The organism is Octadecabacter antarcticus 307 (genome assembly GCF_000155675.2).
Lineage (GTDB): Bacteria > Pseudomonadota > Alphaproteobacteria > Rhodobacterales > Rhodobacteraceae > Octadecabacter > Octadecabacter antarcticus.
In genome coordinates this window covers 1,906,892-1,922,613 of record NC_020911.1, presented here as the reverse complement: position 1 = coordinate 1,922,613, position 15,722 = coordinate 1,906,892, and the positions used below count along the sequence as shown (strand labels likewise).

10 protein-coding genes are annotated in these 15,722 nt (G+C 50.9%); 2 read left to right on the top strand and 8 right to left on the bottom strand.

What is annotated here, in order from left to right; all coding sequences use genetic code 11:
* Positions 1-153: 153 nt before the first annotated feature.
* Complete coding sequence (locus tag OAN307_RS31235; RefSeq protein ID WP_083903214.1) at positions 154-258, top strand: topoisomerase DNA-binding C4 zinc finger domain-containing protein; 105 nt, start codon at positions 154-156, stop codon at positions 256-258.
* 167 nt (positions 259-425) lie between these two features.
* Positions 426-3,842: an AAA domain-containing protein gene (locus tag OAN307_RS09820; protein WP_187292568.1), complete on the top strand. Its 3,417-nt coding sequence runs from the start codon at positions 426-428 to the stop codon at positions 3,840-3,842.
* A gap of 601 nt (positions 3,843-4,443) precedes the next feature.
* Here the strand turns inward: OAN307_RS09820 and OAN307_RS09815 are convergent.
* The 8 genes from OAN307_RS09815 to OAN307_RS09775 form a co-directional block, all read right to left on the bottom strand.
* Positions 4,444-6,294, bottom strand: coding sequence for an ATP-dependent nuclease (locus tag OAN307_RS09815; RefSeq protein ID WP_015499612.1), 1,851 nt, complete (start codon positions 6,292-6,294; stop codon positions 4,444-4,446).
* Positions 6,295-7,185: 891 nt separating this feature from the next.
* A complete protein-coding gene (locus OAN307_RS09805; RefSeq protein ID WP_245541021.1) occupies positions 7,186-8,856 on the bottom strand; it encodes a hypothetical protein in 1,671 nt (556 codons plus the stop codon).
* An 86-nt stretch (positions 8,857-8,942) separates the two neighbouring features.
* Complete coding sequence (locus OAN307_RS09800) at positions 8,943-9,146, bottom strand: helix-turn-helix transcriptional regulator (RefSeq protein ID WP_044043490.1); 204 nt, start codon at positions 9,144-9,146, stop codon at positions 8,943-8,945.
* A 95-nt stretch (positions 9,147-9,241) separates the two neighbouring features.
* A complete protein-coding gene (locus OAN307_RS26165) occupies positions 9,242-10,258 on the bottom strand; it encodes a hypothetical protein (protein ID WP_015499609.1) in 1,017 nt (338 codons plus the stop codon).
* A 243-nt stretch (positions 10,259-10,501) separates the two neighbouring features.
* Positions 10,502-11,413, bottom strand: a complete 912-nt coding sequence (locus OAN307_RS09790; RefSeq protein ID WP_015499608.1) for a 2-dehydro-3-deoxygalactonokinase — start codon at positions 11,411-11,413, stop codon at positions 10,502-10,504.
* Between the two features lie 36 nt (positions 11,414-11,449).
* Positions 11,450-12,619 (bottom strand): mandelate racemase/muconate lactonizing enzyme family protein, encoded by a 1,170-nt coding sequence (locus tag OAN307_RS09785; protein WP_015499607.1) that lies wholly within the window; start codon positions 12,617-12,619, stop codon positions 11,450-11,452.
* Positions 12,616-14,058 (bottom strand): NAD-dependent succinate-semialdehyde dehydrogenase, encoded by a 1,443-nt coding sequence (locus OAN307_RS09780; RefSeq protein WP_245541020.1) that lies wholly within the window; start codon positions 14,056-14,058, stop codon positions 12,616-12,618. The genes OAN307_RS09785 and OAN307_RS09780 overlap by 4 nt, the downstream gene beginning before the upstream one ends.
* A gap of 26 nt (positions 14,059-14,084) precedes the next feature.
* The gene (locus OAN307_RS09775) at positions 14,085-15,704 is read right to left on the bottom strand and encodes a GMC family oxidoreductase (protein ID WP_015499605.1); all 1,620 of its coding nucleotides are present in this window, start codon (positions 15,702-15,704) and stop codon (positions 14,085-14,087) included.
* Positions 15,705-15,722 lie beyond the last annotated feature (18 nt).

Sequence of the window (15,722 nt, the reverse complement as noted above, 5' to 3'; positions counted from 1 at the left end):
TCGCTTTGTCAGGGAGCGCGTCAAGATCACGAAGGAAAAAAGTATTGAGTGGTGAGCCAAACCAAACAAAATTCCATTTTTATCTTTGTTTGAGATTGAGATTGTTCAGTTGCATATACAGTCCACTCAAGACCTCAAAATGAGGTCGGATAGCTGGTCAAGCAAAAAGGTCGATTCGGGGGCTTCTTTGGGTGTATGAAATACCCAAAATGCACTGGCTTGAGATGGCTCGGAAAAAAGTCAGTAAAGGCTTCATAACTACTGCAACAGGTAATACGCCACCTACAAACCTTCAGACCTACTACCAAATCCTCCCTTAGACCGATATCTTCGCCGAAAGAGCAAGTTCCAAAAAGATCAATGGGGTATTCCTTAAATGCCATCATCCCAAATGAAAGAATGAATTCTGAATGTCGCCCCAATTGATGAAAGTTTTACGGTACTGGCGTGCCTCTTTAGCAGATGGCGTCTTGGGCAAAGGACAGTTCAGTCATAGGGATCGAGCTAAATATATCTCATTGCCTGCCGAGGTGTTAAAAAGCGGCATGCTGCCGCAGAACCTCGTTGAGCGAATTTTCTCTGGCCAGGATGAGAAAGTAAAGGAGGTTTCGGTGCGGTTTTGGCCGCTCGTGACAGCGCGCAGGACATCACATGCGGCGCAGACTGCCTCTCGCCTTCCAGAACTTGTGGCGCCAGTAGTAACCGAAGCCAAAGTATGGCGAGACGGGACGATCAACCCAATACAGAACGCTATTGCAAGGGATGTTCTGACACCGTTGCCTCAAGGAGAGTTTTCCGTCGGTACTGTTGAGGCGCTAGATAACTTCCTAACTGTGTCGCCACTTGTTGAGTCTATGAATGTTGATGCTTGGCAAGAATATCTCTCTCATTGCCGCAAGATGATCGATGCTGTGGCAAGCGGCTGGCCGAGCAATGACGCTAATTATGACCCGATCGGCTCTGGTTTAATGGAAGTCGCTAGGACTGCATCTGCTACCGTGCGCCAAATCCTCGACCTCTATGACCTGTTATTGGACGAAGAACCTGACGTGCCGCTACTGGCACAATTAGCTTTGCCAGATTCATCGAAAAAGGCCAGCAGCCACGCACGCACTGGTGGGTTCACCAATCCACTTGGGCATTCAAACGACCAGTTCCCGATGGCCGATCAGCAGCGAGACGTGCTAGTTCACCTTGCGAACGCGGGCTCCAGCCAGATACTGGCGGTAAATGGACCTCCAGGTACAGGCAAGACAACGATGCTGTTGTCGGCGATTGCCGGGCAATGGGTGCAGGCAGCACTAGCCGACGGAATGCCGCCGGTAATTGTGGCTGCGTCGTCCAACAACCAGGCCGTGACGAACATTATCGACGCGTTTGGTAAGGATTTCGCACTTGGTGAGGGGCCATTTTCTGGCCGTTGGCTGCCAGATCTGAAAAGTTTTGGTATGTTTCTCGCATCATTTTCGCGCGAAGCGATTGCAACGAAAACCTATCAAACTGAAACCTTCTTTAACGGCATTGAAAGCGAAGACTATGTGATGCGGGCTAAAGGGGCTTATCTGACTGCTGCACAACAGGCGTTCCCAAGCTTGGACGACCCGGATGTGGAAGGTGTGGTCGCAGCGCTACGCGGCTTGATGCAGAAAGAAGTCTTCAAACTGTCGGGCATCGATGAAGCGCGTACAGATCTAGAACGACATCAAACCGCAGCGTCTCAAGAGCTCGGCAACGACCCCACGTCTTTCGTGGACGGCCTAACTAAGACGGAAGCACAATGTGTTGTCGCTCACGAGGATCTGTCCGGACAGATGAAGGCATGGGACAGACATCAAGCATCAGAATCTGGCCTCTTGGCTTTTTTTGGCTTTTTTCCATCCATCGCCCGAAAGAGGCATCTGCGCGCACGCGTTGCTCTTGAGGATGCGGGTTGTGAGTTGAACCTATCGAAGAGCAGAAGTCTTGCTGACATCGATATAACTCTTCGCGCAGCAGTTAAGGCCGGGAGCAAGGCAAGACACAAAGCCAGTAGCGAGCTTGCGCACGCAGTCCGGCTTCTTGATGTGCTCCGTGCTTCAGAGCAGAAATGGGAAAAGGCAGTTTCGGATCTAGGGGCTCAGCCCTCGCCAGTTTCAGACCTCCAAGACCTTCAGCGTTTCGCAGATTGCAATATCCGCTTCCGTCTTTTCCTGCTGGCGACCCATTATTGGGAAGGGCGATGGTTGATGGCCATGGAGGACGATTTACCCGGAATTGTCCGGGATCAAAAAAAGACGGGGCGAGCAAAAGTTCTACCACGATGGCAGCGGCGGATGATGCTAACCCCTTGTGCAGTCTCAACGTTTGCAACACTGCCTGGAAAGTTGACGTACTCGACTTTTTCGGGTGGAAATTTCGTAAAGCAGTATCTCCTGAACTTCATTGATCTGCTAATCGTCGACGAAGCAGGCCAGGTGCTGCCTGAAGTTGCGGCCGCTTCATTCGCCCTCGCAAAACGAGCATTGGTAATCGGGGATACGCAGCAGATCGAGCCCATATCTTCTGTACCAAAACCAGTGGATATTGGTAACCTACAAGACTGTGACCTGCTGCCTCCCACCTTTTCAGAGGAAGATCTCAGCGCGATTTCATCTCGGGGGCTCTGTACAGTTGGCGGAAGCGCCATGCGGTTGGCGCAGGAAGCATTTGGTGCCAACCCATATCCAGACATGGAGAAGGGCCTTTATCTCTTTGAACACCGGCGCTGCTACGACGAGATTATTAGTTATTGCAATGCACTATGTTACAAGGGCACATTGCGGCCCAAACGGGGTGGGGTGCCTGACGAAAATGGATTTCCAGTCATGGGCTACCTACACATCGATGGAATCGCAATCAGCCATGGCGGCAGCCGCTCCAACCCCGTCGAAGCGCAAACCATTGCCGCTTGGCTGGCCGCAAATCGAGACGATCTCGAAACGCGTTACAGCCAAAAACTTGAAAAGATAGTCGGAGTAGTCACACCTTTCGGACGACAGGCTGGCGAAATCAGCAACGCTTGTGCCGCACAAGGTATTCAGGTGGCGGGACGACAGGGGATGACCATCGGCACCGTGCACTCATTGCAAGGCGCAGAACGCGCGGTCGTAATTTTCTCCCCTGTGTACTCAAAACATGCTGACGGCCAGTTCATAGACATGTCTCCCAGCATGCTAAATGTGACGGTGTCACGAGCAAAGGACAACTTCCTCGTGTTTGGCGATATGGATGTATTCTCGGCCGCACCGATAGGGTCTCCACGGGCCCTACTGGCAGAATTTCTTTTCAGGTCAGAAGACAACATGCTCGATTTCGAAGTTGCACCTCGAAGGGACTTGGAAGCGGGAAGCCAGCAATTGCTCACGCTGAGCGACGCGGCCGAACATGATGCATTTATTTTGAAAGCCTTGGCCTCTGGCGGCGAGCATTACATGATAGTCAGCCCCTGGGTGATTGTGGCCACGATGAAGCGCGCGGGTCTACTCGAGGCTTTTAGCAGCGCTGTTGCTCGAGGCGCTACGATCGAAGTTTTTACCGACCCACAACTCAATGAGGCCCGGAAGAAAAATGGCATGAGCAATCTTGAGGCCGCCGCAGAGATTTTTGCGGACATTGGGGTGACGCTGCACACAGTCCGCCAAGTTCACAGCAAGATATTGGTCATGGACAATGAACTGTTGTGTATTGGATCTTACAATTGGCTCAGCGCAGATAGGCACGGGAAATATGCCCGCCACGAGACGTCATTCGTATACCTTGGCGCGCAATTGCAGGACGAAATCGAGACCATCACTGCAAGTCTCGAAGGAAGAGAAACACACTGATTTTCTCAATCTGGTTACCCGCAAAGCCGAAGCCAGTGTGCCAAGCAGCGAAAGTACCCTGCCCTTCCCTAAGAAGTTGGGAAAGGTCTGAAGTGATTACGGCGGAGTATAGCGTGGCGTGCTCATCTAGCGCAGTTTCAAGGTACGCGATAGGGCCTGTTCTCGACTGCCGAGGCTGAGTTTCCGCACTCGCAGTGAAGGTCTGCTCAGCGACACGGCTACGCAACAGACAGGTTGATTATTCACATCTCAATCATTTAGATTAGTCAGAATGCTGCCCTCAAACCTCTTTGGGTCAGAAAAGACCACCACCCCTATTGAGGATAGTAGTCAGTTTTTCCCAAGACCAGACCTTAAGAAAGCCGTCATATCCTTAATCAGAGGTGTCTAATTCAGCTTTGCGAAATTGATTGCGCAAGATTTCGATGAACCAAACGGCCTAACCGGAGGTCCGTTTTGTCAGACAAGTCGAGGTTTACCAGGAACTTTAGCGCAGCACCCAAACTTACTTGAAGCGGACAACTGCAGCTTCAAAGACCCCCAAGACCCTCGTCAAAGGTTGCAACTATGCGCACCAAGTTCTCTGGTCAAAATGCAAGGCCTAAGGATGAAGCCCTAATTTTTCGATCACTCGATCAACCATTTTCAGCGCCTCGCTCGCCACGGGTTCCAGATTGTCAATCGAGATTTCCGTAATATATTTCGCCCAGTCGGACTTTGCAGTGCTACCATCGTTTCCTTCCACGAACTTTTTAAAATAGATGACCCATTCGTCATCCATAATGTCGGAAATGCGATCGTCTTGTGCAATCAATCGATCAACAAGCTGTTGGCCAATTATACCCGCTGATGGTCGATCTGCGAGCCACCCCTCAAGCTGTGCATGTTCCCAAACTGATTTTGGCCACAACTCTTCAAGGGAGACAGGAATGTCGAGTCCGAGTTTTCGCGCTGCGATTAAGTGGGATGGGGTATCAAGCTTTAGTAAGGAAACGTGTTTAGGGCTTTTTACTTCATCTTGAAATCGTTTCAATGCTCCTCTCCCTTCAGGATCATCGTCTATAATCCCGACAGCCTTTCTTCGGTTATCGACGAATTCATGCTTGGTCTGGTACTCCCAAGCTCGCAGCATATTGGCGACATAGTTTGCCCCCGCCCTTGAAGGAGGACAGACAAAAAATACTTGCTGAGCCATTTCTGGCCTGAATTCTTCGAACAGCCTTTTGAACACTACAAAATCGGTCGATCCTTCAACAAAAAGCGCGGGAAGGTTGTCTGGATTATGCTCTGCAAGTTTTTTACTAAGGTCAGACGCCTGGGTCATTGCTTCACTCAGCGCAAGTTGAGCAGCCTTTATATACGGTGCAATTATTGCCATCGCACCCATGGATTCATCAAGTGATACCTGTGCCTCAGCCGCAGACCTTGCTACGGTGCCGTTACTCGTTAAATCTTTTGTTAAGTGGTAAGCGGTGCACAGTTCCTTGTCATTTCTGGTCTCATGCATGTTATAAAAAATTGGTGAATGAGTTGTTAGCAACACTTGCGATAGGTCATCTGCAGCCAGCTTGTAAAAGGCATCAGCCAGCTCCTGAGCCCTTCGAAATTCAAGATTGTTTTCGGGCTCTTCATATGCCCAAATAAACGTGGCAGAAATTCCTGTAGCTTCACGACTCCGTTCAGCGATGAACTTGAGGATCAGTGGGATATAACGAGCCTTAATGCCATCGCCGCGATTTTCTAGTGAGATGGATTTTTCTCCAGCAAGAAAATCAAGACTTTCAAAGAGAGGGGTTAGGTCGTTTGGTAGGCTGAGGCGTGAAATATCATCGAGTTCAAACCCAATATCGTCAATCAAGCCTGATACGGCCTCAGAAATAACGTTTTCGAGATCGCCACTGCTCTGCCTAACAGACTGCTCCGACGTATCAGCAATAACGCGAAAGATGCGTCCACGCAGGGTACGAAAGAAAGCCGCACTTCGGACTGCAGGCACATATTCAAATTGAATACGAGACAATAGTGAAGGAACTTTTGAGCGCCCTCTAATATCGACTTTTGTTTCCTTGAATCCGGCACCACGTTTTTTGGGAGTTAAACGAACACCCCAGTAGTTGTCATCGTACTGAAGTCCATCAGCACGCCACCGTTTGCGCCATCGGATTAAGTCACCATTTGTGGCGCGATAATTCTCAGGTAGTTCGAGGTCTACTTGAACCTCTACTTCCGGAGCACGGCCAGATCGCGGTGCCGCAAACCGATTATAGTCAACTGCAAAACTAAATTCTTGGTCAGGATTCGTCTGATCGTTAAAGAATAAGTTGAGGGCGCGCAGCACATTTGATTTACCACAATCATTGTCCCCAACGATTACAGTCAGGTCCTTTGCATCCATTTCAAGTTCAAGAATTGACCGAAAATTCTTGACTACTATACGTCGAATCTTTGGCATTTGCTGACTTTCAGATAATTCTTTGAACGCAAAAATACGCAGTAGCGAGTAATTTAGCTTGCGCGTATCTGGAAATTCAGGTCAACTAAATTTCCTATTTATAAACTATTTTTTTTGCAACTGTCGTAAGCTGACACAAACACGCCCGTCTAAAAAAGCGCCAGCGGCGCCCAACTTCCGTTTTTGGGAAGGCGTCATGCGTTAGTACCGTCTTCCATGTCGGCATAGCAGCACCAATTCGATTGGACGGGTTCTGTACCGGGCCATGCATGGCCGTGGCCTTCGATCAGGACATGTGCAAGCTCTGCGCGGCAAACAGAATACTGAAACAGCTCAGCCCTCGTGCCATCCTGATGATTATAAATGATCTGAGACTGACCAGTTCTTGCGCCCTGTTCTGACCGGACCAATGGCACGTCTTTAAGCCTGTGACGTTCGTTAGCTTGCAGAAATGCTCCGGACAGGTAGCGCAATAACAACAACAAGAACCCAAACAATCACTCTGAAAATTTTATGGCTGTCGCACATAACGGGATGCGAATTCCCCCTGTGTAGAAAAAGCCCAGGAAGGACCCAAATGGGAAACCGCATCAGCCATCTTGATTACAATTGGCATCACGTGATCCTAACGCTAGGGGCGATCACCCTATTGGACATCCAACTGCGTTGGGACTTTGGGACGTAGGTGGGACAGCTGAATGTCCCACCTACGTCCCTGAAAATGTTCACTTAATCTCTACCTCTACACTTACTACCAATAGAAGGGGAGTATTGGTGGAGGGGAGAGAAAAGATCATAGGGGTTTGCATAAGTCTAAGAACGGTCCCAGCTGTCCCATTACAAAACTTCCTATAATAATCAGCCCGTTACCCGGGACAAGTATTGCAACATTCAATAAGATTCGTCGTCACCTTCGCTGGAAGTGTATAGTATCAGGTCGTACGGGATAAAGATCACTCGGTGCTGTTGGTTTTTCCAAACACGAATTGGATGATCGGGGCGAATAACACCCTCTATTTTCAACAGAGCAGAAACGTGTGCTCCATTTTGCCACTTCGTTCCGGCATAGAGCGTAGCGACGGGCGTTGTTCGTCCCAATCGAACTCCAACGCGGCCCTTCTTGGACAAAACATACACACCAACTCGACTAAGGGCCGCGCCTGCATCTTCAACTCCTTGGATTTCAACCTGAGTAATTGCAGACAGTAAGAGTTCGCCAATCGTCCGCTTTAACCCGTGATCCAAATTTAATGAGGTGCTGAGCAAGAAATCTAACGCGTCATCTCCCTCTGAGCTCACTCCAGAATCCTCAGCATCGCGCATTAACTCCTTCAAGATCGGCAGCAAGTCACGCAATCTCCCCTGGTCAACATCGCCCCCGAATAGGGCCAAGTCACGTCCAGCAAGGATCGTTGCCGCAGTGTCAGCTTGCCTCGCATCTGCTCCTTCCGCACGGGCTGCTGCAGCAATGACTGAGTGGGTCTTGTCCCAACGCCCACTCTTGGCGAGAATACGGCCTCTCAGCCGAGAAGAGAGTGCGCGGACAGATTTCTCAAATGCCGCCAACCTTGACATCGTTTGAAAGGGATCTGATGTGGTTGGCAAGTGCCCCAAGTCTATCATCACAAACCGTGATCGGTCTTGTGGCTCAAGCTGAATATGATTTATCGAAGTCACATATGCTGCCCCGAGAGTCCGGAATGAGACTGCGGAATGATCAGCGCCGCCGCGCGAAACTCGACCGCCTTCTCCCCCAGACATTCGGCGAAACAGGGCAAACATTTTGTCTTGCTTGGACCCATTGCGCGTGCCTTGGTCTGGCTCAAATTCATCGATTAGAATTGGACGGGCTTGATTATTGCGAGACTGTCTAATCCCGGCTTCTGTCGCATCGTTTAGGACATTGCCCCCAAACTCTCCTAATAATCCTGCGACAAGCTCCATCAGCTTCGACTTTCCACTTCCGCGGCTGCCATAGACGTACAGATGAGACCGCCAAGCAGGGAACCCGCCAAGGCTCGCGGCCGCGACCCATCCGAAGAAGATGTCTGCATCGACATCCCGTTTCCATCCCCAGAGTGCCTTCAGCTCCAAAAGAAGAGACTCAACTTCCTCTGGATCAATCAAGCTGATGTCAGGTGGGGTAATCGGCGCCGCGCCGATCATTATACACTTTCCTCTGTACTCCGAAGGAGCAAGGGACCGTCCTTCAGGTTGAACAAGATGGTTCCCACAATGTGCGATCGCTTTCCCTTCGTCGTCTCTCCAGACACCGACAGCCCGAACATCTGCGGAATCTGGATCAAAAACACCTCTCCCATTGCATTGATCTATTATCCATCGACCGGCCTCACGTGGTGACCATCCGCCATCTTGCTGTGGAAAGTTTTTGACGCACCACGCATCGATTGCTGTGCTGAAGCCACTCAGCAGAGCCCGAACGCCTCGCCCTGTCTCTAAAGCCTCAGCCTTCATACGGCGCAACTCGCCGCTGGCTGAAATGAAGAAGTACTCCCCCCCTTTTTGACCAAGTGGGGTAATGGGGCAAATCGCCAATTCCATAACAACGTCAGTAGGCACGGTATTGGAGCGCGGGTTGTCAATTGTAGTGCGAACACCGTTGTTCGCTAGGGACTCGCTTTGGTTACTCATGACGATTTCCCCACTTCTTGGGCTACGATCCAGGCCCTGACGTCGGACGGACGATAGCGGGCACACCGACCAATCTTGATCAGCTTGGGGCCCTTCCCATCGATCACGCATAACTCGAGAAACCGCTTTGTTACGCCAAAGCGCTCTTCGACCTCGTCACGGCTCAGAAGCCGTTCATCATCTCTGTTTTTGCTGCTCATTTTTGAACTCCACATGTAATAGCATGCAGACCAAGTTCAGCATTTCGGCGAGTCGGATAATACCTGCGCGAACAGATACCCCCTTCCTGTTTCGGCTAGGGGATCAGTCCTCTCAACCTTTCGATGCTGATATATGTCTCTCCAGATTTCCGTTTTGCGCCCCTGTTGCGCACATTGCTGCCTACATATGCCTTGCCTGCAGCGGTTTTCGACATTCCAGAGCGCTCGACAGCTACGGCGACCATATCATCCGTGCGAGCGAGCTTGTCCTCCTTTTCCAGGGCCTCAGAAACTCGCTCCATCCACAAACGCGCGTTAGTGATCAACGCACCTTTGTCCCGGTGATCGTTAAACATCAGTGAGAGGTCGGCAGAAAAGACAAATTCCAGCTTTCTGCTGCGCTTATTGAGTGCTTCAAATGCTCTTTCTGGCTCAACAAGACGTTCGATTCCATTGTGCAACTCTGAGACCAAAATACGTGACTGTTTGAACGCCGATCGCTTTGTGTCCTCAACAATTTCAAGAACCTTTCTAAATCGGAGCTGGAACCTGACCCACTCTGGACCCACATTCTTGTATTGCCATGGTTCTCCCGGATCTGGGAACTCTGAGCGTCGACTCCAAGCATTTGGCTTGTACGCCTTGGGCAGCCTTCCCTGTCGAACCTCAGCGAGCCCACGTGCCGCTCGCTCTTCCTCCGAAAGAGCGGGCTGGTGCACTTCAGTATGATTGATTGCATCCAAGCGGTGCTTCCAAATTTCTTCTACTTGGGCGTAAACATTTTTGGTGCCGTCATTCGTACGGAAGAGCCGATCAAGCAGCTCCTGTTCAAGCTTGGCACGGGGCCGCCAAGATACCGTTCGGCCAGCCACGAGGTTCTGCTTAATCTGACCTTTAAACAGTCCTTCTTGAACTTTATTCAATTTATCGGGTGCCGTCCGAGATGGACCGAGACGGTCAATGTCGCCTGCCAGATCTTCAATCAATTTGATGATCGCAAATGGTGGTGACGGCTGGTCCAAAACTAGCTCAGCGCTACCTGTTTTGATCAGGACCAGCGCCACATCATCTTCCGGTTCCTCATGCGCTCCGTCTGGTCGAATTAGGATCATCGGCACAACCTTTTGTCAAACTCGTCGCAGCCATCCTGCATGGCCAGGCGCAACGCATCAAGCGCCGGTCAAATTAAGCGCTGTCCCGTTTCAAAGAGCCGCTTAAAAAGCGTAAGATTTCAGAACGGTTCAAGGAGATCGCATAAATCGTGCCAGTTGGCCAAATCCCTAGCGGATGGTGGAACCTTATGGTCAAAAATCTTCCACGATCTGCTCAGGCTACTCAGCGTATCTCTTCTTAAGTTACAGCGACACGATCTGTTTGGCGTATTGGGTAAGCCCTGCCTGGACGAGAGCTTCAGAATCCAGAACCTCAAAAGTCATCCCTGCGACCTTCAAAGCAGCACAATAGACATCCGAGATTTCACCTGATGAAATGAGCATCACATGATTGAAGCTTCGCCCACGCAATCCTGCGATTTCAAGGCCAATCAGCAAGCCAGACAAACGCGCAGTTCGCTCACCAGCTTGCAGCGCCCCAAACAACAGCGGTTCAGACCGCACGGAAAACAGGGAACTCAGGATTTGGTGCGGCTTATCGAGAGCCTCACGGACAGCATCGCCAAACGCTTTTTCATGGGCGAGACATCCAACGTCCAAGGATACAAATGGTGTCAAAGTGGAATGCCTGACCAGCAGGGCGAACACCTCGCCAGTCATCGATGTTTGAAAGCTCTCAACCCGTCCATCTATTACAAACGCCCATTTTGAATGGGTTCCCGGCATGCAAAAAACCCCATCGCCGTTACCCAATAACATTGCACCGTAAAGGATTGTTTCCTCGCCTCGCATTACATCTGGTTCTGTAACCGACCTTTGCGCCAAACCGGGGATGATCCACACGTCACGTGCCGTATTAGTGGGTTTGACAGCAAACTGGTGAATGTCATGCAATTGGGTCGGGATTTCAGCGTAAGGTGCTTCAACCCAACCTTGAGCGGCACCTGCCATGCCACAGATAACAATAGGAGTAGACAGCGGGACTGCTTGCCGAACCATGCTTGCCTCAAGAACTGATGGGAAGTCCTCTCGATTGACTGTGGACATCCCTTGGCCGGTTTTGTCAGAATTCAGAACGCCTCCTGAATTATCCAAGACCCAACTTCGAAAACTGGACGTACCCCAATCCACAATTGCATAAGCCGGCGCCGACATATCAGGTTCCTTATTATTAACGTAAAATATTACGTTTTAGTCATGAATCTCAAAGTGTTTGATAAACGCCAGGTCAGGTTCGACACCGATACCAGGGCCATCAGGAATGGAAACGTAGCCATTATTCAACTTTACTTGGCTTTGAATATTTAGTGGAAACTCCAACAACTCATCGCGGAACTTGTTGTCCGTTGTGTCGAATTCCAACATTGGTTCCCAAGGATGCAATCCACCGGGCAACGCAGGCATTGCCGCCAACAATTGCAGGTTGGTAGCGACAGCAATAGCGGACCCCCAGACATGGTTTATTACTGGAGTGAAATGCGCGTGGCACAGTGTCACGATCCTCAGGTATTCGCTGATCCCACCAACAGCGCAAACCTCAGGCTGGGCGATGTCCAAGCCCCGGTTCTCAAGGATATTGCGCCAGCCCCAACGATTAAACTCTGCCTCACCACCCGAGATGTTGACCCGAAGCCCCGCTCGCAGTTCGCGGTATCCATCAAGGTCTTCGGGTGCGACGGGTTCTTCGAACCAATAAGCGTCGAGCTCCTCAAGCGCACGGCCAACATAGAACGCATCACTTGTGGTGTAGCAGTGGTTCGCATCCACCATGAACCTACCGCGATCACCAATGCCTTCGGCAACAGCCGCGGCAAGCTTCACATCGGCCTTCGGGCCCAGCCCAACCTTCATTTTGGTCGCCGTGAAGCCCATATCGAGGATCGCAGCGGCCTCGTCTTTGAACCGCGCAACATGATCATCAACGCTTTCGCGTTTAAGCATCATTCCATAACCATAGGCCTGAACCTGCGTGCGGTGTGCACCACCGATCAGCTTGTGCAATGGCAGGTCTGCGACCTTACCAGCAATATCCCACAGCGCGATATCCACTCCGGATAAGGATTGCATCGGCATCCCCTTTTGGCCGTGGTCCCGCAAAAGGTTATAAACCTTGTGCCAAATAACGTCGCGATCCATTGGATCATCACCAAGGATCATTGGCTGAATTACCTTTTCGACTATCCCCTTATTGGCGAGTGCCACGTTCCCCGGGCCAAAACATTCACCCCAGCCTGTGATCCCTTCATCAGTTTGAACTTCAACCAAATGCGCAGTGCGTTTGGAATAATACTGTTGGGAATACCCAAGTTCTTCTGGCAGATCATAGCCAAGAACGTGACTGATAACTTTTGTAATTTTCATGTGCTTACCCTTCCAAATTGCGAATGATCAAGCGCGCGAGTGATGCGTTTTTGAACAAGGTAGTCGTGCAGTGCAAGAGATGAGCAATCGTGCCCAATTCCCGACTGCCCGATTCCGCCATGCGGCAGATCGATGTCGTATTTCACGCCGTTGATTTGAATTTCGCCATATCGCAACCCAGCTGCGTAATGCTCAGCGCGCGCAAGGTCTCGGGTAAATATATACGCCGTCAACCCACCCACTTCGCAGTCATTGGCCATTTCCAAAAGACGTTTTTCACAAGAAAACGGTACGATACTGACGATGGGTCCAAAGGTTTCTTGTTGATAGACATCCATTGTTTCAGTGACGTCCGCCAAAACAGTTGGTGCGAGGAAATGGCCGCTGTCCATACCCTCGGGCCGCCCCCCGCCTGCAAGCAGTTTCGCACCATCTTCAACTGCGTCATCGATCAGCCCCTTAAGGCGCGTCCACGCCCGTCCATCTATCACTGGGCCAGTTTGAATATCGCTGTTTTTGTCGAAACCTACCTTCGCTGCTTCAGCTCGCTCAACAACCTTCTCCGTGAATGCGTCAAGTACGTCGACCGCGACAAAAACCCGATTGGGCGACACGCAAATTTGCCCAGCGTTGCTGAACTTAACGCCAGTCACGATGTCCGCAGCCAAATCAAGGTCTGCGTCCTTGAACACCAAAACTGGGGCATTACCACCCAACTCCATCGAATAGCGTTTGATCGAAGTAGCACCAGTTCGCATAAGATGTTTGCCGGTGTTGGTTGACCCGATGAGCGTGACAACTGCGGGTATAGTTGATGCCGTCAGCGCGTCTGCGACGGCGTAGCTGCTGGTGCATAATATCTGGACTACCCCCTTGGGCAGGCCAATCTTTTCACACAACATTCCCACCGCATAGGCAGAAATCGGTGTCGCCTCTGACGGACGGATAATGATTGGGCATCCTGCGGCCATCGCAGGACCAATCTTGAACGCTAAGTTAAGTAGTGGAAAATTCCATGCCAGAAATGCCAGAGCCACACCAGCGGGTTCATAGACCATACGGTGCGTGTGTGTGCCTGCGCGATCCACCAACCCTACGTCGTGGAACCGGACGATTTCTTCAGCATAAAACTCGAGTGATACTTTTAGGCGATCATAATCCTCAAACGTTTGGTCCCAAGGCTTTCCCATCTCGTGATGGATACAGGTCCGCAGCAGGACTTCATTCGCTACGACTTCATCACGTAACTGACGCATCCATGTCTGACGCTCAGTGATTGATGTTTTCGACCAGGATGGGAACGCCACCTTCGCCGATTGCAGAGCACGTCCAGCATCCTTAAACCCAGCAGTTGCCACTGTCGCCACGTGGGTTTCAGTCGCAGGGTTGATAATGTCCTTAACTGCTTCTCCGTTTGTTAAGGCGCCATCAATGTACATTTGTGTTGGGAAATTCATGGCATACCTCAATCGAATAGGGTTTCTATATTTGTCTTAATGCTGTCCCCGACATAGAGTGCGAGTGCTTGGATCGTGGATGTCGGGTTCACCGCTCCAGCGGTTACAAAAATTGAGCCGTCTACGATAAATAAGTTTTTCACATCATGGCTTCGGCCCCAGCCGTTCACCACGGAACGGCTCGGATCATCGCCCATGCGGCACGTTCCCATCTGATGCCATCCGGCTCGCCACCAGACAGCATCATCGCCCTTGCTCAGCACTTTGTTGGCACCTGCAGCCAGCAAAATCTCTTTGGCGCGCTCTTCTCCATGCTTTAAGATCTTGCGCGAATTTTCACCCAAGCGATACGTGATTTTGGGCGCTGAAATGCCATCGCTATCAGTCAGATTAGGATCAAGTGTGACGCAGTTATGTTCTTCGGGTAGATCTTCAGCGACTACCGTGAGGCCAGCAATATAGGGGTAGACGTTGTCCATAACGTCGCGATGTTCATCGCCCCAGGGGATAGGGTTATCTATGCCGAAACCACCCAACGCATAAGTCATTGGAGTTGTAGATCGCCCCGAATGGAGACCGTAGCCACGCACGAAACCACGGGTCGCATCAGTCTCATAAAATTCTTGGCTGAGGATCGAACAAGCCATCGGACCTTCGTGGCCTTTCATGGGTTCATCAAAAACACCAGTTACCCCAGTAAGCGGATGAAACATCAGGTTTTTACCAACCATGCCGGATCGGTTTGCCAACCCATCTGGAAATATTTTTGACTTGGAATTCAGCAACAGACGCGGCGTGCCGACGCCGTTGCACGCAACAATAACAAGTTCAGCCTTTTGTTCATGCACTTGTCCGTCTGACCCGTGATAGATAACACCCGTTGCCATTCCAGTATCCTGATCGACCGTAATTTCACGCACGCGACATTCAGTGCGCAGTTCAACACCAGCATTTTCCAGCATTGGCCAATAAGTGAAATTGGTGCCACCCTTGGCTCCAGCCGCACAGCCCAAATCGCAGGTTCCGGCATTCACGCATTTCTGTCGCCCGTCGTAATCCTCGCTCAGGATTGATACATCCGAGGGCCACCAGTGCCAGCCCATTTCATTGAAGCCCTTTGCCAACGTTTGCCCAAGTTTTCCAATCGGAATGGGTGGCAGCGGGGGGGAGTATTTTGGATATGCTGGATTGCCAGCCAACCCGGAAACACCCGTAGTTTGGTCGTTCATGTCATAGAACGGCGAAAGCGTAGCGTAATCAACGGGCCAATCGTCAGCGACGCCATCCAGAGTTTTCGTTTTGAAGTCAGATGGCTTCATCCGCGGCCAATGACCCAAGAAGTTGATCGTTGACCCACCAACCGCGTTGAAATTCACCGGCATAATGCAGCTGTCATCGGCGTTTATAGGATAGTCCTGCTTAAGCCCGCGCACATTCGGGTCACACGAAAATTTTCCAAAGCGCGACAATTCATAGTCATCATCACGGCTAGGGAAATCTTTATCCGCAAGATGAGGCCCCTGTTCTAAACATAAGATGCGCATCCGCGTCTCAAGCAGGGACCAGGCGATGGCCGCACCTGATGCGCCCGCCCCGACGATCAGCACGTCAACCGGTTCATTCTTCATAGTGTTCGTCCTCTTATT